The following is a 24,797-nucleotide window of genomic DNA, read 5'->3' as shown; positions in this document are numbered from 1 at the left end:
ACCCTACCTTAAACAACTGTGTGCTAATTTTACTGTCATTTCTATATTTTCATCTGTTATATTATCCACATATGAACTATCTTTAGTAAAATAAATTAAATATTCAATATTACCTTCTGGTCCCTTAATTGGTGAGTAATCTACACCTCTGATTTTTAAATTTTCTGCCCTTAAGAAATTTATAACCCTTTTAATAACTTCTAAATGTACTGAAGGTTTCTTTATAACTCCATGCTTTCCTACTTTTCCTTTTCCTGCTTCAAACTGAGGTTTTATAAGAGCCACTACTTCTCCACTATTACATAAAAGCTTAGCCACTGTTGGCACTACCTTTTCCAAGGATATAAAAGAAACATCTATACTTGCAAAATGAACATCTTCATTGATCTTTTCACTAGTTAAGTATCTAATATTAGTCTTTTCCATATTTACGACTCTTTCGTCATCTTTTAATCTTCTATCTAATTGTCCTGTTCCTACATCCACAGACCAAACTTTAATCGCACCATTTTGAAGCATACAATCTGTAAAACCTCCTGTAGATGCTCCTATGTCAAAGCATACTTTACCACATAAATCTATTTTAAAGCTCTCTAAAGCCTTTTTTAACTTTAGACCACCCCTACTTACAAAAGGCATTTTTTCTCCCATAAACTCTATATTATCCTCTGAAGAAACTTTATGTGAACCTTTAGTAATCTTCTTTCCATTAACATAGATTTCACCCTTTATTATACTTTCTCTTCCCTTTTCCCTAGAAGAAAATAAACTTCTCTTTACTAATTCTACATCTAGTCTTTCTTTTTCTGTACACATAATATATCCCCTTTAACTAACAGTTCTTAAAATAGTTTGCACTATTCCATTCACGTCCATATTATTTACCTTATAAAGGGTTTTAGGGTCACCATGAGGAATAAATTTGTCTTCATAACCAATATTAACAATATTAACTTTTTTATTTATTTTATTCAAATAATTTAGTATATTGCTTCCAAATCCGCCATTTATTACATTATCCTCCATAGTAAATATGTACTCTTTGCTTTCTCCTAAACTCTGTAACAGTTTTTCATCTAAAGGTTTTATAAAATATCCATTTATAACAGATACTTTTATTCCAAATTTACTTAGTTTTTCTCTAACCCTTAGGCCTCTTTCTACCATATTTCCTGTAGCTATTATAGCTATATCTCCCTCGTCACTTAGTACTTCCCATTGTCCAAGCTTAATTTCTTCCACTGATTTCAGTGTTTCACCCTCATCGCCACCCCTTGGGTATCTTATTGCAATAGGAAAGTTTTGTTCTACTGACCAATTCAATATAGTCCTTAGTTCTTCGGTACTTTTAGGACTCATAATAGTTAAATTAGGAATATGTGATAAAAAGGATATATCAAACACTCCTTGATGAGTTTCTCCGTCATTTCCAACAATTCCAGCTCTATCAATGGCAAAAACCACTGGAAGATTCTGTAGACACACATCATGTAATACTTGATCATAGGCTCTTTGTAAAAAAGTAGAGTAAACTGCAAATACAGGCTTAAACCCAGATGATGCAATTCCTGCTGCCATAGTAACCGCATGCTGTTCTGCTATGCCCACATCAAAAAATCTTTTAGGATACTTTAAAGAAAATTCTTTAAGTCCAGTTCCATCAGGCATAGCTGCAGTTATAGCTACTAACTTTTTATTTTTCTCTGCAATTTTAACTATTTCATCTCCAAATACCTTTGAATACGAAGGTTTCCCTGAGGAAAATGTTTTTCCTGTTTTCCAATCAAAAGGTCCCACACCATGAAATTTATTTGGATTACTCTCTGCATAGGTATATCCTTTACCTTTTTTAGTTATAACATGTATGAGTACTGGTCCATTTATGTTCTTACACATAGATAAAATCTTAACCATTTGTTTTATATTATGACCATCTACTGGTCCTAAGTACTTAATACCCATATCTTCAAATAACATTCCAGGAACTACTAACTGCTTTATTCCATCTTTCACTTTTTGTATTGAATTAGCTACTCCTTCTCCTAAAGGCATTTTCCTAAGGGTACTATTGAAGTCATTTTTAAATTTATTATATTTGGGATCTGTTCTTATGGTACTTAAATATGTAGATAATCCTCCAACATTTTTATCTATAGACATTTGATTGTCATTTAATATTATTATAGCTTTATTTTTGGAATATCCCAAGTCATTTAGTGCTTCTAAGGCCATTCCTCCCGTCAAAGCACCATCACCTATTACAGATAAAACTTCATAATTTTCGCCCCTTAAATCCCTAGCTCTTGCCATACCAAGGGCTGCTGAAATAGATGTACTACTATGTCCTACTTCAAATACATCCTGTGGGCTTTCCTTTCTCTTAGGAAATCCACTCATACCGTCATATTGTCGTAAAGATTTAAATTGTTCTTTTCTCCCTGTAAGTATTTTATGTATATAGGATTGGTGTCCCACATCCCAAATTAGTTTATCTTTCTTAAAATTGAAAACTTTATATAAACTTAAAGTGAGCTCCACCACACCTAGATTTGAGGCTAAATGACCGCCTGTTTTTGATACTTCCTCTATTAAAAATTCTCGTATTTCTTTTGCAAATATATCCAAATCTTCAAAGGACATTTTTTTAATTTGTTGCATGTCCTTATAATTTTCTAATAAAATTCCCATTATCATCTTTCCTTCTTAAACTCAATTTTTTGAACCCTTTTATGACTTTTGCTACATTATATATTATATCATTGCTTTTATTTATAGCTACACCTTTCCCCATAGCTTTTCCACCTATGGTTGCAGAAGCTATAATGGCCCCTATAAGGGCGCTGGTTACGGGCGTATCAAGTTTTGGAAAAACACTGACTAACTTTTGTAATATTAAAATTCCAACAGAACCACTGACTATACCACAAATATCACCTACAACGTCATTGCATACGTTGGATACTTTATCAGCATTTCTTATTAAATTCACCGCAATTTTTCCTTCCGGAATTTTTTTAGAAGACATAGAATGAAAAGGTGATTCATCTGCTGCAGTTACTGCTACTCCTATAGCATCAAATGCAATTCCAACAAAGATTATAAAAACTAATATAATAAAAGCTACTAAAATGTCCACTCCTCTTAGTAGCGTATCTGATAATAGGGTAACACTTCCGCCAATTAATATACTCCAAATAACAATAGTAATTACCCATTTTCTATTATTTTTTTTACTATCCTTCTTGCTCCGACTTCCCAACTAATCATTCCCCCATTTTATTTAGTAAAACTATATGTTTAAGATTTTGTTCTATGGCCACCTATCATAGTATTCCCATATTCTATAAAATGGAATATACTGATAATAAAGCCCTAAGACACAATTTCTAAATTTAACTTATAAAAGAACTAGAGCTCCTAGAGCTTCTAGTTATATGATTAAGAGGTGGTAATATATTAAGTAAATCTTACGGCTTAGGTCCAGTAGGATTTCCCATAGAGTAATCAAAGTGTCGCCACTTTGACGGTTTCCCTTTAATGCCCTATCTGCTTTGTTACCAAAAACAGGACTGGATTGCCACTTAGTCCGTACTTTAATCCTTAATATATTTCTTATGGAACAGTCTAGGAGTTTTCCTCGACAGTTAGGTACTTCTCTATCCTCTTTTGCAGCATAGGTTTCAGCATGCAATAATTAAATAACTTCGGCCAAAGTCATTTAACCTGTTCATACCTCTCCCCACACCACTTCAAGGCAGGCTACGCTGCACATAGCTAATTACCACAATGCAGGTTTAATCCACTGTCGTAAATTAAGCGACTAGCCTAACCCACAAGCAGTGGTCTCCACGAAGGTAGGGTCAGTGTCGCATGCCATTGCGATTGCCCCATCCCCCTTACTCCCAGCACCAACCCATAACTGGGCGTCATAAGCCAGCACCAGGAACTTCATCGATGTGCCCTTTAACGGATTTTTAGCCCCGTCTTCGAAAAATACTTACCCGACTAGAATACTGCACCACCTCGCAGGATAATTATATCATATGAATATTAATTATTCAAAAGCTTTAAATTAAGTTCAAAATAAATTCACTAATTATTTCTATCTAAAAGGAATTTAGTTAATTCCTCTAGTTGTGTTGCATCTAAATTTAGTCCCTTTAATATATTAAGACACTCTTCAGTTAACTGTACACATTTTCTTTTACATTCATCTAATCCATAAGTAGTTATAAAAGTAGTTTTATGCATTTTGTCATCACTGTGTACATTTTTGCCAAGCACATTGGCATCTCCCGTTACATCTAAAATATCGTCTTTAATTTGAAAAGCAACTCCCAATTTTTCTCCATATAGTCCAAGCTTTTCTACATGCTCCTTAGGGGCTCCTGCTAATAATGCTCCTGCTATTATAGGTGATTTAATAAGTTCTCCTGTTTTCTTTTTATGCATATATATAAGCTCTTCCTCTTCAACTCTTTTACCTTCACCTAATATATCTACCACTTGACCGCCTATCATCCCATCTACTCCTGCAGCTTTAGCAATAGTATAACAAGCATCAAACCCTTCTTTATTATCCACTATGTATTTAAACATTAAGTTCATAGCTTCATTCAAAAGTCCATCACCTGCTAAAACCGCCATAGCCTCTCCATAAACCTTGTGATTAGTAGGTTTTCCTCTTCTTAAATCATCATTATCCATGCAAGGTAAATCATCGTGTATAAGGGAGTAAGTGTGTATCATTTCTACTGAACAAGCTAAAGGAAGTATTTTTTTATAGTCTTGCTTATACATTTTATATGTAAGAAGCATTAATGTTGGTCTTACTCTTTTACCGCCTACAGTTAAACTATATTTCATTGCATCATATATTATCTTATTATAGCTTCCCTTATTTTCAAAATAATCTTCAATCCACTTTTCTATTTCTTCTTTTATATGTTTATCTAACATAACTAATCCCTCTCATCTAAGAAATCTTTCTCTTCATTATCCTTAATTATTTTTATTTTACCCTCTGCTGTACTAAGGATAGAATTTAGCTTATTGTATAATTTTATTCCCTTTTCATAGTTTTTTATGGCATCATCCAAGGATAATTCTTCACTGTCCATAAGTTTAACAATGCCTTCTAATTCTTTTATCATCTCTTCATAAGATACTTTTTTAGCCATTGCTCTCCTCCAGAACTTGTATTTTTAATTTTACCTCTCCATTTTTTAATCTTACGTTCACTATGTCTCTATTTATTATATCCTCTTTAGTTTTTATTATATTGTAGTCCTCATCATAGATAATTGAAAATCCCTTTCCTAAGGAATTCAATGGATTGTTACCTTCTAATGTTATCTTATACTCATTTAATTTATCTTTTTCCAAATAAATTTTATTTTTAATAATTCCTTGAAGGTTATTTTTATAATTATCCAATACTCTATATCCATTGACAATATCATTTAGTGGACTGCTTAACTCTAACATGCTTTTTAGAGAACTAATTTTATTATATGATATGTCTATAAATCTTTCCATATATGAGAACAAATATTGTCCATAGTCGCATATTTCCTTATGCATATCCTCTAGTTTTGGAACCAATATTTCTGCTGCTGCAGAGGGGGTAGGTGCTCTCCTGTCTGATACAAAATCCACTATAGTAAAGTCTGTTTCGTGTCCTACTCCAGACACCACTGGAGTTTTACAATTATAAACTGCATTAGCTAGATTTTCATCATTAAAAGCCCAAAGCTCCTCTAGTGCTCCGCCTCCTCTAGCTATTATTATGCCTTCTATATCCTTTCTTTCATCTAAATATTTTAAGGCATTTATAATTTCTACGCTAGCAGCATTTCCTTGTACCAGCGTAGGATAAATTAAAATTTCTATTTTAGAATTTCGCCTTTTACACACATTTATTATATCTCTTACTGCCGCACCAGTAGGAGAAGTTATTATCCCTATTTTCTTGGGATATTTAGGCAAAGGCTTTTTATTTTCATCTTCAAATAATCCCTTTTCATATAACTTTTTCTTTAGGTTTTCAAAGGCGATATACAGTTCACCCAATCCTTCTATCTGCATTTCACTACAGTACAATTGATAATTTCCTTCTTTAATGTATACAGACACCCTTCCTGTAGCCAAAACCTTCATTCCATTCTCTGGCTGAAAATTAAGCTTTTCAGCTGCATCTCTAAACATAATACAATTGATCTTACCCTCAGAATCTTTTAAAGAAAAATATATATGTCCACTGCTATGCAGTTTTAAATTAGATATTTCACCTTTTACATAAATATTTTTAAGTATAAAGTCATTGTCCATTATTTTCTTTATGTAATTATTTAATTTACCGACAGTTAAAGTTTTAATAAACATATTTAGGTGGTTAACCTCCCCAACTTAATGATTATTTTGCCATGTTACCTAATATACCATTTATAAATGCTGGTGACTTGTCATCTGAATATTTTTTCGCAAGTTCAATAGCTTCATTTACAGATACTCTATATGGTATTTCCTCTGTAAACTTTATCTCATAAACAGCCAATCTTAATATTGAAAGATTAACCTTTGAAATCCTGTTAAGTTTCCAATTATTCAAGTATTTTTCTATTTCCGCATCTATTTCTTCTAATTTATCTTCAATTCCTTTTAAAGTTTTTATTACATATGAAAAATCAACATCTTCTAAATTTTCTTCAGAGTTTTCCTTAAAGTCTTCTATTAAATCTTCATACTCACCTTTGTTTATAATTCTACCGTATAATAATTTCATTGCAACTTCTCTTGATTTTCTTCTATTCATAAAAAATTCTCCCTTCGATAGTGTTCTTATCTCTATTATTTAATTATTATCAAAAAAAATGTAAATATACTAAATTTATTCACAATATTAAACATGGAAAAACCCTCTGATTTCAGAGGGTGATATTTAGTCTTCCTTTTCTTCTTTACTATTTTTCTCTTCAATCTTAGGAATTGATACATTCTGAACATATACGTTAACTGCTGAAACTCTTAAGCCTGTGATAGTTTCCACTGTTTTCATAACATTCTTTTGAACTTTTTCACAAACTTCAGGTATTCTGATACCGTATCTTACCACTACGTATAAATCTATTGCCGCGCTTCCTTCATTCACATTTACTTTAACGCCCTTGGATATATTCTTCTTACCACCAAGTATTTGTGATATTCCTGCAGCTAAACCAGCGTTTATTTCTTCTATTCCTTCTATTTCATCCGCAGCTAATGCAGCTATGACACTAACAACTTCGTCAGAAATCTTTACAACTCCTACTGCTTCTGATTTTTTTAAACCTTCGTCCATCTCTTTACCTCCTTACGTCTCTTAAATAAATCCCTTTACCCTTAGGTATATTATATCAAATACATTTTACATTTACAATTATTATTCTTTATTTTCAATTTCCACATTACTTAATCCTGCAATACTCATAACAACATCCTGAATTTGTTTTGCTTGTTTGTCTGATACTTTTTTGTCGGATTTTATTATCACTCTAACTTTATTATTATTTTCTATCATACATATAACATCTTCAAAGCCTTTTCCCTTAAGTGCTATTTCTATTCTATTTTCCTTATCTGCATTAGTAGATATGTTACTGAATTCTTCTATAATTTTAGATTTTTGTTCTTTTTCAACGCTCTCATCATCAATTATAGATTTTAAATTCTGAAGTGTCTTTATGGTCTCTTCTTCTTTTAACATCTTTGATTCTGTAAAGTAATTACTTTTGCTTTCTCCTTTTTGGTTATTATTAAAGGATATAGCACTTTTATCCTTAGCTTTTCCACCGTCTTTAGATATTAATGAACTATTTACCTTGGTTGCCACCATACCTAAACAAACGATCAACACCAATAATGTCACAATAATAATAGCTTGTTTCTTATTCATTACATAACCCCCCATTTCTTCTTACATAGAATTATATGCTATTTTTTCATAGGATATACATTCACTTTAATATTTGGTACGTTGAATAATGCACATACCGCCTTGCTTATCCTCAGTTCTGTAACTTTATTTTCAGCCCCCTCTGCCACTACTAGTACCCCAGTAATTCTAGGCTTATTTTTTTTAACTATCAGTGGTTTATTACTTCCATTTTCATTAGTAATTACTACATTTTTATCGTTGTTGTTTTGAGAAATTTTCCTCTTTCCTCCTGCTGTATCTTCTTCATTAGTAACGTTATCGGAATTGCTGATATTCACTGCAGGGACCTTTTCTTCTCCACTTTCAAAGTAAATCATCACCTCTACCCTTCCAACCCCCTGAATCTTCTCTAATTTTGCCTTTAGTTCATTTTGAATAAATGTTTCATATTCTTTATAGTTATCTCCTGTATATTCTATGTCATCTTTGGTGTTTGGAGTATTTGTAGCAGCTGCTGCATTTGTATTCTTTTTTCCCTTAAAACTACTGCCTGCTATCATCAATATGCATCCAATTAGTATTATTACTATTAAATTAAAAATCTTTTTATTACTAGCCTTGTCCTTATTTAATTCATTTTTAAATTTTAAAAATTTATCTTTGAAGTCCATTTTAACCTCCTTAGATTTTATATACGTTTATAATATTAAATGGAATTTTAAATTCACTATTGATACAGTTTTTTATGCCATTACTTAACTGGCTTTCAATATTACCTTTATTTCCACTAGGCTTTTTGGTATTTATGTCCACTTTCTTTACTAATTTTTCTTTTTCCACTCCTATATTCAGATTTACTATTTTAAAACTGTTGGTATCCTCTTGATATTTTACTTTTACATCTACCTTGAAATTATTATCTTTATATTTTTCTTTAAGTTTCTTTGTACACTCTTTTTCCAAATTGTTTTCAAAATTTTCACAAGTTCTTTCGATATTTTTATATTTGTATTCTTCATAAGTATTTTTATACAACTTATCTTCAGTATATTTTTCTATATTTATAGCGCTGGTTATATTTAGATCTTTATTAATAAATTTTATAACGGGATTTATTATTGTAATTATTAATATTAAGCCTAATACAAACTTTGCATATTTTTTTAAATCATTAGATGGCAATATAGCCTCTACTGCAATTATAAAAAATACACAAACACTTATGGTTATTACCCAATTTTTCATAAACTCAATCATTTCTATCCTCCTAAGACTCCACTTCCAGCTGCTGCTATAATACATAGCATTATAAAAAACATAAATGAAACACTAATCAAAGTGGACATAAGTAAGATTAAAGAATCACCAGAATTACTAATACACTTTACCATGTTCTTATCACATATGGGTTCTATCAGTGCTGCGCTTATTTTATACATTGAAGCTATGACAAATATTTTTATTATAGGTAATAATATAATAGCTAAAATTATTACAAGTCCTAAGCTACTTAAAGCATTTTTAGCTAAAAGTGAATATCCTGCTACTGTAGAAACTGCATCTGAAAGACATTTACCTATAACTGGTACAAAATTATCCACCGCATATTTTGCTGTTTTTGATGTAACTGCATCTAAAGTTTTAGAAGTAATACCTCTTATACTAACAACTCCCACAAAAACAGTCATAATTATACCTTGGGTCCACAGGGCCACTTTACTAAATATCTTTGTTAAATTACTTATTTTATAATCATCTGATATGTTGTTCACAAAATTTAAAACAAAGCTCATAAGTATCATAGGAATAATAAAGCTTACATAAATTCTAGAACATATATTTATAGCTACAATTATTATTGGATTCATAACTGCCGCTTCTGCAACACCACCTACACTAGCAAGCATTACCAAAAGCACTGGTATCAATGCCGTCATAAAGTCCACCATAGTATTTATAGTACTGTTAACCAGCGATACCCCTATTTTGAAACTTTTAGCCACAACTATTATAACCAGTGAATAGCAAGCAAAATAAGCTACCTTAGTCATCTTTTCATTACTAAAAGCATTTTCCAAGTTTTTAAGTAATGCACTTACTATTCCTAAGATGAGAATACCTATCATTATTTTCACAGCAGCTAATACTTCTCTAAAAGCATACGACCATAGAGCATTACCAAATTTTTTGATGGAAAATTTACCATCACCAGTTTTCATAAAATCCATAACATATTCTTTAGGATTTAATTCCTGTATTATTTCATATTTGTTTTTCATATTAGATATATAATTATATAAACTTTCCATTTGTTCCCCACTTGCAATTTCATTTATTTCTTTGTAATCCTTTGATGATGCTTGTACATTAAAGTTTGTAAAAAACAGGGTAAATATTATTATTAAACCCACTATTTTCTTCATATCTACCTCACTTTTTTATCTATAAAATTTTTGTAATAGTATCTAAGACTGCCATTAATATAGGTATTGATAATACTAAAATAAGTATTTTGCCACTAAACTCCACTTTAGATGCTATAGTACCTTCCCCCGCATCTTTACATATTTCACTACAAAAAGTAGCTAAAAAAGCAATAGCTAATACCTTAAACACTATATTCAAATAAACAAAATCAATATTAGCCTTAGTGGCTAAGCTTTGAAGAAATTTAATTATCACCGATAACTTATCTATCATAAATACGAATATAGAACATCCACAGAATATGCTAATAAGTAAGGCTACATCATCTCTTCTTTTTTTGAATATGGATAATATAAATAAAGCTATGAAGGCAAATGATACTATTTTAACAATTTCCATACTTTCCTCCTACAGTTTAAATCATTTTAATTTTTAAATGAAATCAATTCAAATTATGGACTAAAAATTTAGTATACTACAGCTGAAATAGTGTTTTAACTGTGTTAAACAATTTATTTATTAAATTAATAACCATCAAGAGTATTATAACTACTCCTGCTAGATTGGTTATAACTGCATATTCATCCTTTCCACCACTTTTAAGAACCTTGTCCAATATGATTATAAGTATACCAACAGCTCCAATTTTGAATAGTAAACCTACGTCTAACATACTTACCTCCTATAACAACATAATTACCAACATGGCACCTATAGAAAATCCTAAATATCTATACATTTTAGTGTTTTTTTCCACAATTTTTTCTGCTGCATCAATTTGTTTTCTCAAACTTTCTATAGTAAATAATATTATTGCTCTTTGCCCCTCCAAATCAGATTTGCCTAAACTCTTACTTAAGTTTAAAATTATATCTATATCCTCCTCCTTTAACTTCAAACCTTTATTTTCATCAATACTTATTTTAAATCCTTCATATACATCTTCCACTCCATTATTATTTAAAAGCTCCCATATACGATGAAAAACACTTTTCACCTCTCCTTTTGACTTGGAACTTATAGATTTAAAGGCTTCTGGTAGAGATGTGTATGTGTAGAACATCTCATTTTTCAATAAATATACTCCCTTTTCAAACTCTTTTAAATGCTCTACCCTCTTTTTAAGTTCTTCTCCATATACAAATCCCATGTAAGTGGAAGATAAAATTATAATCAAACTTCCTATAATTTTAATCATAGCCACCTCTCCTAAATTTTATTATTACTATTAAAATCGTATATATACTCCACAGTACCAACGCCCTTGGCGTTACTAAGTATTATAGCTCTAGTGAAAACTTTATTATCCATTATTTCCTTAAATACTGGTCTTCTGTAAAGATCCTTTTCGTCATACCCGTGTATAGTTGTAATAACCTTCACTCCAGAATTTAGTGCAAGTATTATATTTTCCATATCCCTATATGTTCCTATTTCATCGGAAACTATAACTTCTGGCGCCATACTTCTTATTGCCATGGATATGCCATAGCTTTTAGGACAGCTATCTAAAACATCAGTCCTTATTCCTACATCCATTTGGGGCACGCCTAGATAACATCCTGATATTTCACTTCTTTCATCTATTACAGAAACCTTTTTCCCAGTAATCATTCCTTTTATGCCATTAGATACATTTCTAGTTATATCTCTTATCAAAGTAGTTTTACCGCATTTTGGTGGTGAAATTATTATTGTATTCATTATGTCTCCCTGTTCAATTAAAAAAGGCATTATTTTATCCGCACAACCTTTTATTTGTCTACAAATTCTAATATTTATGGAGCTTATATTTTTTATTGTTTTTATTCTATCTTTTTCTACCACACAACTTCCACATATACCAATTCTATGTCCACCCTTTATAGTAATGTATCCCTGCCTTATTTCTTCATCAAAGGCATACAGTGAGTAGCTGCTAAATCTTTGAACAATGCTTTTTAGCTCTTCCTCTTTAGGAATATAGTCCTTTAAAAATTCATTATTATTTATTCCTAAAATTATAGGTTTTCCTATTCTTATGCGTATTTCTTGAAGTTTGTCCAATTCTTCTGTGTTTTTTATTAACTTAATTAACGGTTCACTTAGAAATTTCTCTAAACCATATAAGTACATCAAATATTCCTCCCCTCTTAATTAATTTCTATTTGTTATGTATGGAATTTATTACTTAATTTTTAAATATTTCTAAATAACAAAAATATAAAAAGCAGTAATATAAAAGTTAATTCTTTTATACTACTGCTTTTCATATACTGCTTTTTATAATTGCAAATATTAAGGCACATTCAAATAAATAATAAGTCAATATTCTAGTATATTTTGCGTCATACTTCATCAGCAGGATCCGCCGATAGTATTACTAGCGACAGAACCTGCTTCCTTGTATAACACAAAATATACTAGCACCTTTGACTTGTTATTTCTTTTCATGTACCTTAATTCTAACCTATAAAAGAGGGCAGTAATACTTTAAGTACATACTCCCCTTTTCTTTGACACTTCTCGGTTACATTCTATTCAGTTTTTTCTTCCTCTTTGCTACATAAAACTATATTATATCTGCAATTAGGGCATTCTAAATGTTCATTGCTTTGGAATAGTGTTTTGTCTATAAATATAGACTCATTACAACTAGGACATTTCATTTCCCTAAAATCATCCTCATTATACTCACAGCCCTCATCAATGAGATCTTCACTTAATCCATATATTTCATCTTCAACATTTATTAAATCATTGTCAATTTGTTCTATGTATTCTTTTATTTCACCATTAGAATTTTTAAGAGAACAAATTTCATCAGATATACATTCTAGTATACCTATAATTTCTTTAATTACTTTTCCCTCTTTTGTTTCCGAATCTATGTGCAATCCATCTATGTATCCTTTAAGATAGGATACCTTTTGCTTAACCGAATTCATATAACCACTTCCTTATAAACAATTTAAGTTATAATTAGTATAACCTAAACTCTTTCCATATATTCTCCAGTTCTTGTATCTATTCTCACCATTTGTCCTTCTTCTACAAATAGAGGCACTTGAATTGTTGCTCCAGTTTCCATTTTAGCTGCTTTTGTAACGTTAGTAGCTGTGTTACCCTTAACACTTGGCTCTGTTTCAACTACTTGAAGTTCTACAAAGTTTGGAGCTTCTACTGAGAAAGCTTCTCCTTTAAAGAACTTTATAACTGCAAACATGTTTTCTTTTAAGAATTTTATAGCATCTTCAACTTTTTCATAGTTTAAAGGAATTTGCTCATAAGTTTCTTGATCCATGAAGTAATATAGTTCTCCATCAGAGTATAAGTATTGCATTTCTTTTCTTTCTATAACAGCTTCTTGTAATTTTTCAGTTGGATTAAATGTTCTTTCTATAACTCCCCCAGATATAACGTTCTTGATTTTTGTTCTTACGAACGCTGCTCCTTTACCTGGCTTTACATGTAAGAAATCTACTACTGTAAAAACTTGTCCATCTAATTCAAAAGTTGTTCCTTTTCTTAACTCTCCTGCTGAAATCATTCGGTATCCCTCCAAAAAAATAAATTTCATTTTATTATTATAACCTTTAGTAGGCAATCAATACAATTATATTGCATCTACATCCATCATATGCATACTCAATGCAATCTCATATGTTGAACAATGATATTTTATCAAAAGTAATTGATATTTGCAAATATTTCTTTTATCATATGATATTTACATATGTATTTTATCACTTTAACTTAAAACACATTCCATACTTATTATTACCTTATTTTCTTTTAAAATGACACTTTTAATATTAAAATTTTTGTTTTTCGTAAAAATTTCTTTTATTTCTTCATCAATTATAAATTCTTCTAAGGGTTTAATATATAGTAGACGCAATTTCACACTATGGTTTTTATCATTCTTTTCTACTAACATTTCATCTATTTCTAAAGTTTTCACTGTCTGAATTTCCTTCAATACATAACTATATTCTACTTTTTCTTTTTTTCCTATATTTTTAGTTTGTCTTTTATACTGATTAATAGAATTTAAATTATTTGTTTTAACTTTTAGTTCCTTATGTAATCTATAATCATATAAAATTAGTGCTATAAAAACAATAATCATCATTACCATAGTTAAAGTTTTTTTTCTTGTCATTATTTCACTTCCAATTTTATGTTAAAATTTATCTCTTTTCCTTTTTTACTTATATTGTTAAAATTCTTAATTTTATATCTTTTATCTTTTTCCACTTTTTCTAAAAAATTTATATAATCCTTTATATCACTTGCATTCCCTGAAAACTCAATTTCTTTTTCATTTGAACTTATATCAATAACTATAATTTCATCTTTTAAAAAACTATAAAAACACCTTAAATTATCTATAACTCTAATATTTTTGTTTTTACTATTATTGTTTTGTTTTACAGGAAAATTTCTTTTACTCCCCTCTACATATCTAGTTATATCTTCTATTTTTCTCTTATAAAAGAAAATATTTAATAATAGAAGTGTATCAATTATAAAAAAAATTATAAAATTAATTATAAAAACTTTATTTTTACTTTTTTCTCTATACTTCACAGGTAAAAAATTTATCTTATGCAAATTTTGCACTTCCCCTCTTTCATGAAGCCTTCCATTATAGTGTCTTCACTATAATTCAATACCGTTAATTTATAGTTTTTGCTTAATTGCTCCAGTATGTCATCATAATAAAACCACAATGCATATATGTTACATTCTCCATTATTTACACCTTGATTTTCTATTATAGGATTAAATTCTAGAAAAAAATCTTTAAAATTCCCAGTAAAATCTCTAATCATGGAATTCTCTATTAAAATTTCATTTTTTACAACCATTATATATAAATTATTTTTGTTCATAAAAATCAATGTGTATTGGACATCATTTATATAGCTTTTAACATAATCTAAAATAACAAATTGTATTAAATTTACTATTTTTAATTTATTTTTTTCTTCTAATAAACCCTGCAATCTGTTAAGTTTTCTAGAACTAACACAAAAAACTAATACATCGTAGGACTTTTTTAATTTTTTACATATATAGTAGTCAAATAATATTTCCTCCATGTCTGTAAAATAGTATTTTAGTTGATATTCTATTATTTTATATAATTTCTCTTTTGCCACTTTAGGAACACTTAAGAGCTTAATGTACACTCTTTCTCCTTCTACTATTAGATATAAATTTCTATTTTTCAGATCTATATTTGCATTTTTGATACTTTCAAATTTGCTTTTGTTCCATAAAAAAGTATCTCTATCTTCTATTTTTATTAATGCACCTTTTTTAAACAAAAATTTTTCTCCTCTCTTTTTGTAATCGTTCCACAGCTATCTACATTTTAAAATCTCCATTTAGTAATTATCTGCCAAAACATATATAAATCTAAGTTTTTCATCTTCTATGGTACACCTATATATTTCCTTTATTTTATATACTGGAGAAAATGTAGTAACTACTTGAAAATATATATCTGGTTCCAAAAATGTGTATTTTCCCTCCGGTTCTAGGTATTCTATAAAGGCTCCTTCATAACATAACCTATCATTCAATTCACTTTTTAAACATTCTTTTATTTCTTCGTAATTCAACAATTTAGCTTTTTTGTTAATAGCATTATATAATTCTCCAAGTAAAACTTCCTTATTATCCTTTTTTATATTATTCTGTAATTGATAATTTTTGATATAATTATTTATGGTTATATTTGAAATATTTAAGGAAACAGTGTAATTTACCAATGTAATAAGTATAATCACAGTAAATATAGTATAAATAAATATATAGCCTCTTTTTTTTAATTTTCCACTGGTATAAATCTTGAACACTCCCTCCCATTTTTATCCGAAATCTTTATAAACAAAACTTTTCCATTTTTACGCACTTGGAAATCTTTAATCTTTCTACAAATGTTGTTGGAATTCTTCCTACCTGTATTAGAATTTATATCTTCATATTCTATTTTCAATGCATTTTCTTGTAATTTTATGCACCCTTTTTTATTCTTTTTTTCATTAATTATCTCAATAGTATCATTGTTTACTTGTACTCTTCCATTACCATATAAAACTTTATGAATAAAATTCAAACCTTCACTTATAGATGAATAACTAACAGTGTCTTCACGTATTCTTGAAAAGCTTCTTATTTCCCTAGCTAAAACTTTAATCTCTAGAGAAAATATTATAGATGCAATACTCACTGATATTATTAGTTCTATAAGCGTAAAAGCTTTTTTCTTCATTGATAATTCCCCTTTAAAAATTCTGTAATTGATTCCTTTTGCTGTCCATTCACTAAAAAACACAGCTTTAGTCTTATTTTCAACACACTTTCATCTTTAAAATCTTCTATTTCCATGGTTATCCTTGGACAATCATTATTTATTTCCTTTGTAAAAACACTTTCTAGCTCTTCGCTGCACATTAAATCTATATTTATTTTCTCTTTTGGTATGTTTAATTTCTCATTTTCTTTTAAGTTTTTTACTTCTTCATAAGTAGCATTTTTTAATAAATTATATTTAAGTCCAGATAAAAAACAATAGTAGCTTTCAATAGTTTTCTGGCGCTTAGCAATATTATTCATGGTTATCTTAAGTTTAAATACAGAAGCAATAACCATAAAAAATATGCACGCACTGCACAGAACTTCTACAAACCCAAATCCCTTACTTCTTTTCATAATTTTAATCCACCTTAACCTTTGTATATCCAGTCCCAACTTCAATTGTCACCCTTTTTTTCTCATAACAATTGTTTAATTTTATAGTACAGGCACTACTTGTAAAACCTAAACTGCTTATTTCTATTTTTTCACGTTCAATATTAATATTTTCTATTTGTATATCTGAAGGCAATGTTAAAGTGTCTATTCTTTGAGAATTATATGTAAATACCAAACCATTTTCTTGTTCAAATCGCTGTATTGTTCCATTGACACCATTGCTTTTACAATAGCTTTTACACTTATTTATGAATAGTACTATATTATTAGCATAAAAATTCATATCTAAATTCTTCTTTACTTTATTAAAATTTCTATAGGTAAACATTGTTCCACAGTAAATTAGTGAAATTAAAGATATTACTATTAAAATTTCTATTAGTGTATATGCTTTTTTCATCTGCTCCCTTCCATTCTCAATAATTTTGGTAAATTAGATTTTCACTATTATTCTTTATATAAAATATCTTGCATTTATTTCTGTTTAAATTCACTTCACATTTATATGAATTCGCCTTATAATAATACTTAATATCTAAAATATGTTCTACTGAAGATTTTATTTTATCTACACTAATTATAGGAAGCCCCACATCTTCTTGAATAAACTTCTTCATAGAGTCTATATCATCACCACTAATACTGTCTTTACTATTAATGAAGTAATAATCCACGGCACTTAAATATATACCTTTTCCTATATTTAAAGTTTCTTCCCTAATGACATATTCTCTGTACTTTAGATAATTTGGCATAGCTATTAAAGTTATTATTGAAATTATAGATATAACTATAATAAGCTCTATAAATGTGAATCCTTTATTTATAAACGTCTTCAAAACACCATCTCCATATTATCCTAAACGTTAATAGATGAAGTCATATTTATAATAGGCATTAAAGCAGCAATTATTATCATACCTATAAATATAGATATAAATACTATTAATGCTGGCTCTATAACTTCAGAACCTTTATTTAACTTATATTTAAATTCCTCTTCTAGAATCTTCTCCACATTATTTAGTCCTTCTTCCATATCACCACTGGTTTCTGCTATAGAAATCATGGAAATAGTAAAACTTTGAAATATCTCTGTTTCTTCTAGTGTCCTCCAAATACTACTTCCCTTTTTAATTCTATCTAAAGCAACTATATATTTTTCCCTGATATAAATACTATCGGCAGCTTCTATAATGGTTTGCAAAGACACTATTACATTTACGCCACTTTTTAACAATATGCTTAAGCTTTTTACAAACTTTATTTCTTCCCACATTAAAATATATTTAGATATACAGGGCATTTTAAATTTTATCTTTTCAATATAACTATTGTTTAACTTAAAGCATAATAAAAATAACATTATAAGTATACCCATAAGCATAAATCCCTTATCAAATAAAAATATAAATATATTTGTACTTATAGGCACAGCGCCACCCATTTCCACAATCATATTGGTAAAAGTAGGTATAGCCTTAACTCTAAGTAATATCATGGCCACTGCAGAAATTGCTAATGTTATTATTGGATATGTCAATGATTTTTTAATCTTATTCTTCAGTTCCTGTGAATAATAATAATGTTTACTTAGTCTATAAAATACCTGCTCTAAATTTCCGCTTTCTTCCCCTATTTTAATCATAGCCATCATAAATGAGGGATATACTCCTTTTAAATTTTCCATAGCACTATACAAACTTTCTCCTTGAGAAACTAATTGAAAAAGCTCCCAAGTTTTTTTTCTAATAAATTCATCTTTAAATCCCAATCCCAGTAAACGCAGTGATTCTGGTATACTTATACCAGATTTTATTAAATGGTAAAATTGCTGACAAAATAAATAAGTTTCTTTTAGTGAAAGTTTTCTTTTTACATTTAATTTATCTTTTCTTATTTCCTTACAATCCAATAAAAATAATTTTTTACTGTTTAAATTTTTTATCATCTCTTCAACATTATTGCAATCATATGCACCTTTAACTTTGTTTTTATTTATATCTAAAGCCTTATAATTATACCTTTTCATTTTTTCACCTGCATTTATTATGAAATATATATTTTCATATAATGTGTTTTATTATTTCTTCATAGGTAGTTATACCTTTTTTGACTAATTCTATTCCTCTATCTTTTAGTGATTTTCCTAAAGAAAGATTTTTGCCATAAGAAGCTTTATATAATGACCCTATTCCTCTTATAAATTCTCTTTCCTCTTCTCCTATGACTAGTATTTCATAAAGCACTGTTCTAGAAGAATACCCAGTTTTATTGCAATAAGTACATCCCTTTCCTCTAAAAAGCAACTGTTCTTCCCCTAAGTTTAAAACCATTCTTTCCTCCTTAGAAGGTTTATAACCTTCCTTACAGTGATTACATATTTTTCTTACAAGTCTTTGGGAAATTACAGTTAATAAAGTGTCCGCCAATAAATAATTTTCTACACCCATATCCATAAACCTAAGTATAGTTCCTATGGAATCCTTAGTATGCAATGTTGAAAATACTAAATGCCCTGTCATAGCAGCTTTAACAGCTATCTTAGCCGTTTCGCTATCTCTTATTTCTCCTATCATTATTATATCTGGGTCTTGGCGCAGAATACTTCTTAACCCCTGGGCAAAAGTCAATCCTACTTTATTATTTATATTTATTTGGTTTACAAAAGGCATGTTATACTCTACAGGATCTTCTATGGTTGTAATGTTATACTCCTTATCATTAAGCTCCTTTAAAATTGAATAAAGAGTAGTACTTTTGCCACTTCCAGTAGGTCCTGCAACTAAAATCATTCCATTAGGTTTCTCTATACACCTTTTTATTAAATTGCAGCTTTCTCTTTGAAAACCTAATGCATCTAGTGAAAGTTTTTCTCCATCCTTATGTAGGATTCTTATTACTATTTTTTCTCCATACACTGTAGGCAAAGTAGATACTCTAAGGTCAAATTCTTTTTCTTCTAGCTTATAATAAATTTTGCCATCTGCTGGCATGAACTTTTTAGATATATCCATATCCGCCATAATTTTTATTCTTGAAAGTAAAAAAACATAAACTTCTTTAGATAATTCTGTATAAATTATCAATGAACCATCTATTCTGAATCTAATAATTACATTTTTTTCAAAAGGTTCTATGTGAATATCACTGGCTCTCATAGCTATAGCTTCATTAATTATAGTATTGGCTATTTTAACTACTGGAGCATTTTCTACATTCGCTGAACTTCTAATAGTATGTAAAGTCTTATTTAATATATTATTCTTTTCAATTTCTTTTATAGCTCCATGAAGAATCATCTTCTTGTGATATTTTTTCACCGCCATAAGTACTTCCTTTTTATCTGCTATATATACTTTTAAATCTCTTTTATATATAAATTTAATATAATCTATGGTACTTTCTTTTATTTCCTTTGAAGCTAAAATACACACTTTATCATCTTCTATATTAAAGGGTAGGATGGAAAATTTATAAGCAATATTCCCTGAAATTTTACTTAACACGTCCATATCTAGTTTTAAGTTTAAAACATCTAAGTTATGTTCCTTTATTACAACCATATAAAATTCCTCCCTTCCTTATTATATTTATATCCTTTAATGTATTTTTTAAACAAAACAGTAGACAAAAAAAGATAGATTATTTTAACAAATATCTATCTTAAAAATCCATTATTTATTTGAATGTACCTTATCACCATATATTTTATAATCATTGGATTTCTCCGTTATTAGGCTAGTAGAATTATTTTTTACATCATAAATATATATGTCATTGTTATTTTCGCTGTCCTTACCTCCAAAAATAACATTTCCTTCTGAATCCATAGCTAATCCTGCTTTTTTATCTACATTTTTAGGCAAATCATAAGTTAACTGAGAACATTCAAAAGTGGTTAAATCTATTGAAAATAAAGCAAAGTTATTACTTTCAGAAGATTCCCCTATAAAATACAATAACTTTTTGTCTTTATTTATAGCTGCTTTTGTCATATCACTTATATTTTGAGATATAAGTTTTTTATCTCCAGTCTTCACATTATAATAAACGAGTTTATAATCATCTTCCTTATTGCCTAAAACCAAAATTTCATCCTTAGATATTGAGTACATTCTAGAACAAAGTCCTTCTAGCTTACTAAAATAAACAGATTCTTGTCCTGACTTTACATTATACTTATATATATTTCCTGAATTAGGTTTATCAGATATAATACCATAATAGATTATATTTTCATCATCTAACCACTCATATACATCCCCAGATACTAAAACTTTTGTTTTAATCTGAATTTCCTTATGATTCTCTACATCATATACTCTAATTCCTTCTGGTTCATTCATAGCTACATCCTTAAAACTTCTAAATAATATCTTACCAGAATCTGGAGATATGCTAATATCTGAATAAACTGAAGATTCGTTTAATACTTTCGTACGATTATTCTTTATTATTTTTATCTGACTTTTAGTTTTTCTACCTTCACCTAATTTTTTTACAAGAAAAATATATAAATCTTTTTCCTTATTGTATATTAAATCTAAAACGTCTTCCTTAGGTATTTTTCCTATTTTATCTAGTGTATCTTTATTTATACTAAATACCTGATTATACTCCTCCTTCTTACACATTATAGTTATATTGGGGAATTTTATATTTCCTATATCTATGGACGTTTCAGAAGTATTCTTATTAACATTCTTATTCACGTTAGGCTTACTACAAGCCGCAATATTTAAAGTAACTATTAATACTAAAGTTGTTGAGACTAATCTACCAGTAAATTTCATTTATACTTCACATACTCCTTCAAAAGAAATTTCTGCACTACCTGTCATTAACACTTTATTATCTTCTATTCCTATTTGTAATATTCCTCCTGGAACATGAACTTTAACTTTATTGTCCAATAAATTCAACTCTCTTCCTGCTACTACAGAAGCACAACTACCAGTACCACAGGCCATAGTGGCTCCGGCTCCTCTCTCCCAAGTCATAACCCTTATTTCTTCTCTACTAACTACTTCTACAAAATTCACATTAGTTCCTTTAGGAAAAATATTGTATTTTTCTATAAGCTTTCCTTCTTCTACATCGAAGTCCTTTAGTTTTCCAAAAACGACTGTATGGGGAACCCCCATTAACAAACTGGTTATTTTATAATTTTTCTTCACTATATTTATAGTTTTATCTATTATTTTTTCTTCACTTGAAGAAGGTATTTTGTCTGGATGAAATTCTGGGCTTCCCATATTTATGGTAACAGTATCTACTTTATTCTTATTTATATTAAGATTAGCTATTTTTATGCCATCTCCTGTATCTATATTTATCTTATCTTTATTTACAATATCCTTTTCCCAAACATACTTTGCAAAACATCTTATGCCATTTCCACACATATCGGCATAGGAACCATCAGCATTTATTATTTCCATCTTTATATCTGCTACGCTACTTCTTTTTACACATAATATTCCATCTGCTCCTATTCCAAAATTTCTATGACACAACTTAGGAGCTAACTCATTTAAATTATTAAAATTATTATCTAAATCATTTATAACTATAAAATCATTTCCGCAACCATGCATTTTGGTAAAGTATATTTTCACTTATATCACCTTCCACATTCATATAAATATATTGTATCATAAAAATTAAAAGCACTTAATGTTTTAATCATGTTTTATTAATGCTATACTAAAGTATACAATATTTAAATAAATAATCAATACAAGTTTGGTTACATTGCTTTATATTTCATATTTTTTTTAGAGAGGATGAATTAAATTGGCTTTAGATGGATTATTTTTATATAGTATAAACGAAGAATTAAAAGAATTAGTAGGATGTAAAATAGATAAAGTAAATCAACCTGAAAGGGATGAAATAATATTAACTATAAGAGAAAAAAGAAAAAATATAAAACTTTTAATAAGTGCTAGTTCCAATTATCCAAGAATACACTTTACAAATATTCAAAAACAAAACCCTCAAAAGGCACCTATGTTCTGCATGATTCTAAGAAAATACTTAAATAGCGCTAAAATCTTAGATATTAAACAATTAAATTTTGATAGAATAATGGATATAACTTTTGAGAGTTCTGATGAAATGGGTTTTAATAGCAAATACCACCTAATAATAGAAATCATGGGTCGGCATAGCAATATAACCCTTGTAAGGGAAAGAGACAATATAATAATGGATAGTATAAAACACATTACCTCAGATATAAATAGCTATAGAAATCTTTATGCTGGAATAGAATATATATCCCCCCCAAAGTCAAATAAACTTAACCCCAGCGACTTTTCAATGGAGAGTTTTATTAAATGTATAAATGAAAATAACATAGGTATTTCCGAAAAGCTATTTTCTAAGGCTTTTACTGGAGTAAGCTCTGAGCTGTCAAAAGAAATTTTTTATAGATTAAACACCAATAAACATAATAATGAATACACTTTAGAAGATTTATTTGCTTTTTCAAAAGAGTTCTTTAATAAATTTTTAAGTAACAATTTTAATTTTTCTTATTATATAGATAACAATGGTTTATTAAAAGACTTCCACTGCATAGATTTGTTGCGATTAGAAGAGAATTGTATAAAAAAACAGTATACTTCCGCTTCTTTATTGTTAGAGGATTTTTACTACAAAAAAGATAAAATTGATAGACTAAAATCTAAAAGTTCTGACTTACAAAAATTAATCCACACAAATATAGATAGATGTAAAAAGAAAATTAAAATTCTAAAGGACTCTTTAGAAAAATGTAAATCAAAAGATAAATTTAAACTTTGTGGTGAATTATTAACCGCCAATATATATAGCCTAAAAAAAGGGGATTCTAAAGCAAAGTTATTGAACTATTACAGTGAAAATGAAGAATACATAACCATAAACTTTGATGAAAATAAGACTCCTTCAGAAAATATTCAATATTATTATAAGAAATATAATAAATTAAAAACCTCAGAAGAAATGGGAACAGTACAACTTAAAAGTTCAGAAGAAGAACTTCAGTATTTATCCTCCGTTTTAAGCAATATAGAAAATGTAGATAGCTATGATGAAATAGATGATATAAAAAAAGAATTGATAGAAACTGGATACATTAAATTTAGAAAATCCTTAAAGAATAAAAATAAAAAAGAATCGTCCCCTCTTCACTTTGTTTCCACTGACAATTGTGATATTTATGTAGGTAAAAATAATTTACAAAATGATTATTTAACATTAAAATTTGCTAGAAAAAATGATATATGGATGCATACAAAAGATGTACACGGTTCACATGTAATAATTAAAAATAATGGAAATATCACAGATAAAACTCTTGAAGAAGCAGCTTCACTTGCAGCATATTATAGTAAGGGAAGAAACTCCTCAAAAGTAGCTGTGGACTATACAGAAATTAGAAATGTAAAAAAACCTTCTGGCGCTAAACCAGGCATGGTTATTTACTACACTAATAAAACCATATTGGCTGAACCCAAAATTTTAGTTTCAGAAGAAACTTCAAAATAAGAATATATTGTGAAGTAAGTGCCATAAGAAAAATCTGTCTTTAAGTCCACAATAAATATATTTTCTTAGACTGTTCGCAGTACACCAAGAAATTCTAATGTTTTCAAATTTCAATACCCTAAAGCTTTCAAACTCGCTTCTGACGGCGCTCAAACAATGAAAGCTTCTT

The 24,797-nt window shown here is 28.8% G+C and carries 31 protein-coding genes; 1 reads left to right on the top strand and 30 read right to left on the bottom strand.

Annotation, left to right across the window (positions count from 1 at the left end; translation table 11 throughout):
* Positions 1-3: 3 nt before the first annotated feature.
* The 30 genes from CC89_RS05890 to dapF form a co-directional block, all read right to left on the bottom strand.
* Positions 4-816 carry a TlyA family RNA methyltransferase gene (locus CC89_RS05890; protein WP_035290189.1) on the bottom strand — a complete coding sequence of 271 codons (813 nt, stop codon included), beginning with the start codon at positions 814-816 and terminating at the stop codon, positions 4-6.
* Between the two features lie 12 nt (positions 817-828).
* Complete coding sequence (dxs, locus tag CC89_RS05885; protein ID WP_185750682.1) at positions 829-2,694, bottom strand: 1-deoxy-D-xylulose-5-phosphate synthase; 1,866 nt, start codon at positions 2,692-2,694, stop codon at positions 829-831.
* Entirely contained in the window at positions 2,663-3,259 is a 597-nt protein-coding gene (locus CC89_RS05880) for a hypothetical protein (protein ID WP_035290186.1), read from the bottom strand. The genes dxs and CC89_RS05880 overlap by 32 nt, the downstream gene beginning before the upstream one ends.
* Positions 3,260-4,092: 833 nt before the next feature.
* Positions 4,093-4,959 carry a polyprenyl synthetase family protein gene (locus CC89_RS05875; protein ID WP_035290184.1) on the bottom strand — a complete coding sequence of 289 codons (867 nt, stop codon included), beginning with the start codon at positions 4,957-4,959 and terminating at the stop codon, positions 4,093-4,095.
* Positions 4,960-4,961: 2 nt separating this feature from the next.
* Positions 4,962-5,180, bottom strand: a complete 219-nt coding sequence (locus CC89_RS05870; protein ID WP_035290182.1) for an exodeoxyribonuclease VII small subunit — start codon at positions 5,178-5,180, stop codon at positions 4,962-4,964.
* A complete protein-coding gene (xseA, locus tag CC89_RS05865; RefSeq protein WP_035290179.1) occupies positions 5,173-6,384 on the bottom strand; it encodes an exodeoxyribonuclease VII large subunit in 1,212 nt (403 codons plus the stop codon). The genes CC89_RS05870 and xseA overlap by 8 nt, the downstream gene beginning before the upstream one ends.
* Before the next feature lie 31 nt (positions 6,385-6,415).
* Entirely contained in the window at positions 6,416-6,814 is a 399-nt protein-coding gene (nusB, locus tag CC89_RS05860; RefSeq protein WP_035290177.1) for a transcription antitermination factor NusB, read from the bottom strand.
* A 126-nt stretch (positions 6,815-6,940) separates the two neighbouring features.
* On the bottom strand, positions 6,941-7,339 hold the full coding sequence (locus tag CC89_RS05855) for an Asp23/Gls24 family envelope stress response protein (protein ID WP_035290174.1): 399 nt from the start codon (positions 7,337-7,339) through the stop codon (positions 6,941-6,943).
* Positions 7,340-7,420: 81 nt separating this feature from the next.
* Positions 7,421-7,933: a SpoIIIAH-like family protein gene (locus CC89_RS05850; protein ID WP_035290171.1), complete on the bottom strand. Its 513-nt coding sequence runs from the start codon at positions 7,931-7,933 to the stop codon at positions 7,421-7,423.
* A 38-nt stretch (positions 7,934-7,971) separates the two neighbouring features.
* On the bottom strand, positions 7,972-8,586 hold the full coding sequence (gene spoIIIAG, locus CC89_RS05845; RefSeq protein WP_035290169.1) for a stage III sporulation protein AG: 615 nt from the start codon (positions 8,584-8,586) through the stop codon (positions 7,972-7,974).
* Positions 8,587-8,596: 10 nt separating this feature from the next.
* Complete coding sequence (gene spoIIIAF, locus CC89_RS05840; RefSeq protein WP_035290166.1) at positions 8,597-9,172, bottom strand: stage III sporulation protein AF; 576 nt, start codon at positions 9,170-9,172, stop codon at positions 8,597-8,599.
* Positions 9,173-9,174: 2 nt separating this feature from the next.
* The gene (gene spoIIIAE, locus CC89_RS05835) at positions 9,175-10,338 is read right to left on the bottom strand and encodes a stage III sporulation protein AE (RefSeq protein WP_035290165.1); all 1,164 of its coding nucleotides are present in this window, start codon (positions 10,336-10,338) and stop codon (positions 9,175-9,177) included.
* Between the two features lie 19 nt (positions 10,339-10,357).
* The gene (spoIIIAD, locus tag CC89_RS05830; RefSeq protein WP_035290163.1) at positions 10,358-10,741 is read right to left on the bottom strand and encodes a stage III sporulation protein AD; all 384 of its coding nucleotides are present in this window, start codon (positions 10,739-10,741) and stop codon (positions 10,358-10,360) included.
* A gap of 76 nt (positions 10,742-10,817) precedes the next feature.
* Positions 10,818-11,015, bottom strand: a complete 198-nt coding sequence (gene spoIIIAC, locus CC89_RS05825) for a stage III sporulation protein AC (RefSeq protein ID WP_035290161.1) — start codon at positions 11,013-11,015, stop codon at positions 10,818-10,820.
* Between the two features lie 9 nt (positions 11,016-11,024).
* The gene (spoIIIAB, locus tag CC89_RS05820; RefSeq protein WP_035290159.1) at positions 11,025-11,540 is read right to left on the bottom strand and encodes a stage III sporulation protein SpoIIIAB; all 516 of its coding nucleotides are present in this window, start codon (positions 11,538-11,540) and stop codon (positions 11,025-11,027) included.
* Positions 11,541-11,551: 11 nt separating this feature from the next.
* On the bottom strand, positions 11,552-12,457 hold the full coding sequence (gene spoIIIAA / locus CC89_RS05815) for a stage III sporulation protein AA (RefSeq protein WP_035290157.1): 906 nt from the start codon (positions 12,455-12,457) through the stop codon (positions 11,552-11,554).
* A gap of 401 nt (positions 12,458-12,858) precedes the next feature.
* On the bottom strand, positions 12,859-13,269 hold the full coding sequence (locus CC89_RS05810) for a CD1247 N-terminal domain-containing protein (RefSeq protein WP_035290155.1): 411 nt from the start codon (positions 13,267-13,269) through the stop codon (positions 12,859-12,861).
* Positions 13,270-13,313: 44 nt separating this feature from the next.
* Positions 13,314-13,871, bottom strand: coding sequence for an elongation factor P (gene efp / locus CC89_RS05805; protein ID WP_035290153.1), 558 nt, complete (start codon positions 13,869-13,871; stop codon positions 13,314-13,316).
* A gap of 201 nt (positions 13,872-14,072) precedes the next feature.
* Positions 14,073-14,486, bottom strand: coding sequence for a hypothetical protein (locus tag CC89_RS05800; RefSeq protein WP_035290151.1), 414 nt, complete (start codon positions 14,484-14,486; stop codon positions 14,073-14,075).
* On the bottom strand, positions 14,486-14,938 hold the full coding sequence (locus tag CC89_RS05795) for a hypothetical protein (RefSeq protein WP_035290150.1): 453 nt from the start codon (positions 14,936-14,938) through the stop codon (positions 14,486-14,488). Before CC89_RS05795 ends, CC89_RS05800 begins: the two co-directional genes overlap by 1 nt.
* Positions 14,926-15,657: a type IV pilus biogenesis protein PilM gene (locus tag CC89_RS05790; protein ID WP_035290149.1), complete on the bottom strand. Its 732-nt coding sequence runs from the start codon at positions 15,655-15,657 to the stop codon at positions 14,926-14,928. Before CC89_RS05790 ends, CC89_RS05795 begins: the two co-directional genes overlap by 13 nt.
* A 60-nt stretch (positions 15,658-15,717) precedes the next feature.
* Positions 15,718-16,122 carry a hypothetical protein gene (locus CC89_RS05785; protein ID WP_185750681.1) on the bottom strand — a complete coding sequence of 135 codons (405 nt, stop codon included), beginning with the start codon at positions 16,120-16,122 and terminating at the stop codon, positions 15,718-15,720.
* A gap of 38 nt (positions 16,123-16,160) precedes the next feature.
* Positions 16,161-16,607, bottom strand: coding sequence for a prepilin-type N-terminal cleavage/methylation domain-containing protein (locus tag CC89_RS05780; RefSeq protein ID WP_035290147.1), 447 nt, complete (start codon positions 16,605-16,607; stop codon positions 16,161-16,163).
* Complete coding sequence (locus CC89_RS05775; protein WP_035290143.1) at positions 16,604-17,047, bottom strand: hypothetical protein; 444 nt, start codon at positions 17,045-17,047, stop codon at positions 16,604-16,606. Before CC89_RS05775 ends, CC89_RS05780 begins: the two co-directional genes overlap by 4 nt.
* A gap of 4 nt (positions 17,048-17,051) precedes the next feature.
* Positions 17,052-17,489 carry a pilus assembly FimT family protein gene (locus CC89_RS05770; protein ID WP_035290138.1) on the bottom strand — a complete coding sequence of 146 codons (438 nt, stop codon included), beginning with the start codon at positions 17,487-17,489 and terminating at the stop codon, positions 17,052-17,054.
* A 16-nt stretch (positions 17,490-17,505) separates the two neighbouring features.
* Complete coding sequence (locus CC89_RS05765) at positions 17,506-17,928, bottom strand: prepilin-type N-terminal cleavage/methylation domain-containing protein (protein WP_035290136.1); 423 nt, start codon at positions 17,926-17,928, stop codon at positions 17,506-17,508.
* A gap of 20 nt (positions 17,929-17,948) precedes the next feature.
* Entirely contained in the window at positions 17,949-19,121 is a 1,173-nt protein-coding gene (locus tag CC89_RS05760; protein ID WP_035290134.1) for a type II secretion system F family protein, read from the bottom strand.
* 34 nt (positions 19,122-19,155) lie between these two features.
* Positions 19,156-20,655: a GspE/PulE family protein gene (locus CC89_RS05755; RefSeq protein ID WP_035290132.1), complete on the bottom strand. Its 1,500-nt coding sequence runs from the start codon at positions 20,653-20,655 to the stop codon at positions 19,156-19,158.
* A gap of 111 nt (positions 20,656-20,766) precedes the next feature.
* Entirely contained in the window at positions 20,767-21,885 is a 1,119-nt protein-coding gene (locus CC89_RS05750) for a TolB-like translocation protein (protein WP_035290130.1), read from the bottom strand.
* Entirely contained in the window at positions 21,886-22,704 is an 819-nt protein-coding gene (gene dapF, locus CC89_RS05745; RefSeq protein WP_035291224.1) for a diaminopimelate epimerase, read from the bottom strand.
* Between the two features lie 184 nt (positions 22,705-22,888).
* Between dapF and CC89_RS05740 the strand changes: the two genes are divergently transcribed.
* On the top strand, positions 22,889-24,628 hold the full coding sequence (locus tag CC89_RS05740) for an Rqc2 family fibronectin-binding protein (RefSeq protein WP_035290128.1): 1,740 nt from the start codon (positions 22,889-22,891) through the stop codon (positions 24,626-24,628).
* Positions 24,629-24,797 lie beyond the last annotated feature (169 nt).

This window comes from Clostridium sp. KNHs214 (genome assembly GCF_000744935.1).
Classification (GTDB): domain Bacteria; phylum Bacillota; class Clostridia; order Clostridiales; family Clostridiaceae; genus Haloimpatiens.
This window is presented reverse-complemented; position numbering and strand designations above follow the sequence as displayed.

Bases quoted from the DNA above. Each gene is read 5' to 3' on its own strand.
- CC89_RS05890 (WP_035290189.1), bottom strand. From the start codon at position 816: ATGTGTACAGAAAAAGAAAGACTAGATGTAGAATTAGTAAAGAGAAGT.
- dxs (WP_185750682.1), bottom strand. From the start codon at position 2,694: ATGATAATGGGAATTTTATTAGAAAATTATAAGGACATGCAACAAATT.
- CC89_RS05875 (WP_035290184.1), bottom strand. From the start codon at position 4,959: ATGTTAGATAAACATATAAAAGAAGAAATAGAAAAGTGGATTGAAGAT.
- CC89_RS05870 (WP_035290182.1), bottom strand. From the start codon at position 5,180: ATGGCTAAAAAAGTATCTTATGAAGAGATGATAAAAGAATTAGAAGGC.
- xseA (WP_035290179.1), bottom strand. From the start codon at position 6,384: ATGTTTATTAAAACTTTAACTGTCGGTAAATTAAATAATTACATAAAG.
- nusB (WP_035290177.1), bottom strand. From the start codon at position 6,814: ATGAATAGAAGAAAATCAAGAGAAGTTGCAATGAAATTATTATACGGT.
- CC89_RS05855 (WP_035290174.1), bottom strand. From the start codon at position 7,339: ATGGACGAAGGTTTAAAAAAATCAGAAGCAGTAGGAGTTGTAAAGATT.
- CC89_RS05850 (WP_035290171.1), bottom strand. From the start codon at position 7,933: ATGAATAAGAAACAAGCTATTATTATTGTGACATTATTGGTGTTGATC.
- spoIIIAG (WP_035290169.1), bottom strand. From the start codon at position 8,586: ATGGACTTCAAAGATAAATTTTTAAAATTTAAAAATGAATTAAATAAG.
- spoIIIAF (WP_035290166.1), bottom strand. From the start codon at position 9,172: ATGATTGAGTTTATGAAAAATTGGGTAATAACCATAAGTGTTTGTGTA.
- spoIIIAE (WP_035290165.1), bottom strand. From the start codon at position 10,338: ATGAAGAAAATAGTGGGTTTAATAATAATATTTACCCTGTTTTTTACA.
- spoIIIAD (WP_035290163.1), bottom strand. From the start codon at position 10,741: ATGGAAATTGTTAAAATAGTATCATTTGCCTTCATAGCTTTATTTATA.
- spoIIIAC (WP_035290161.1), bottom strand. From the start codon at position 11,015: ATGTTAGACGTAGGTTTACTATTCAAAATTGGAGCTGTTGGTATACTT.
- spoIIIAB (WP_035290159.1), bottom strand. From the start codon at position 11,540: ATGATTAAAATTATAGGAAGTTTGATTATAATTTTATCTTCCACTTAC.
- spoIIIAA (WP_035290157.1), bottom strand. From the start codon at position 12,457: ATGTACTTATATGGTTTAGAGAAATTTCTAAGTGAACCGTTAATTAAG.
- CC89_RS05810 (WP_035290155.1), bottom strand. From the start codon at position 13,269: ATGAATTCGGTTAAGCAAAAGGTATCCTATCTTAAAGGATACATAGAT.
- efp (WP_035290153.1), bottom strand. From the start codon at position 13,871: ATGATTTCAGCAGGAGAGTTAAGAAAAGGAACAACTTTTGAATTAGAT.
- CC89_RS05800 (WP_035290151.1), bottom strand. From the start codon at position 14,486: ATGACAAGAAAAAAAACTTTAACTATGGTAATGATGATTATTGTTTTT.
- CC89_RS05780 (WP_035290147.1), bottom strand. From the start codon at position 16,607: ATGAAGAAAAAAGCTTTTACGCTTATAGAACTAATAATATCAGTGAGT.
- CC89_RS05775 (WP_035290143.1), bottom strand. From the start codon at position 17,047: ATGAAAAGAAGTAAGGGATTTGGGTTTGTAGAAGTTCTGTGCAGTGCG.
- CC89_RS05770 (WP_035290138.1), bottom strand. From the start codon at position 17,489: ATGAAAAAAGCATATACACTAATAGAAATTTTAATAGTAATATCTTTA.
- CC89_RS05760 (WP_035290134.1), bottom strand. From the start codon at position 19,121: ATGAAAAGGTATAATTATAAGGCTTTAGATATAAATAAAAACAAAGTT.
- CC89_RS05755 (WP_035290132.1), bottom strand. From the start codon at position 20,655: ATGGTTGTAATAAAGGAACATAACTTAGATGTTTTAAACTTAAAACTA.
- CC89_RS05750 (WP_035290130.1), bottom strand. From the start codon at position 21,885: ATGAAATTTACTGGTAGATTAGTCTCAACAACTTTAGTATTAATAGTT.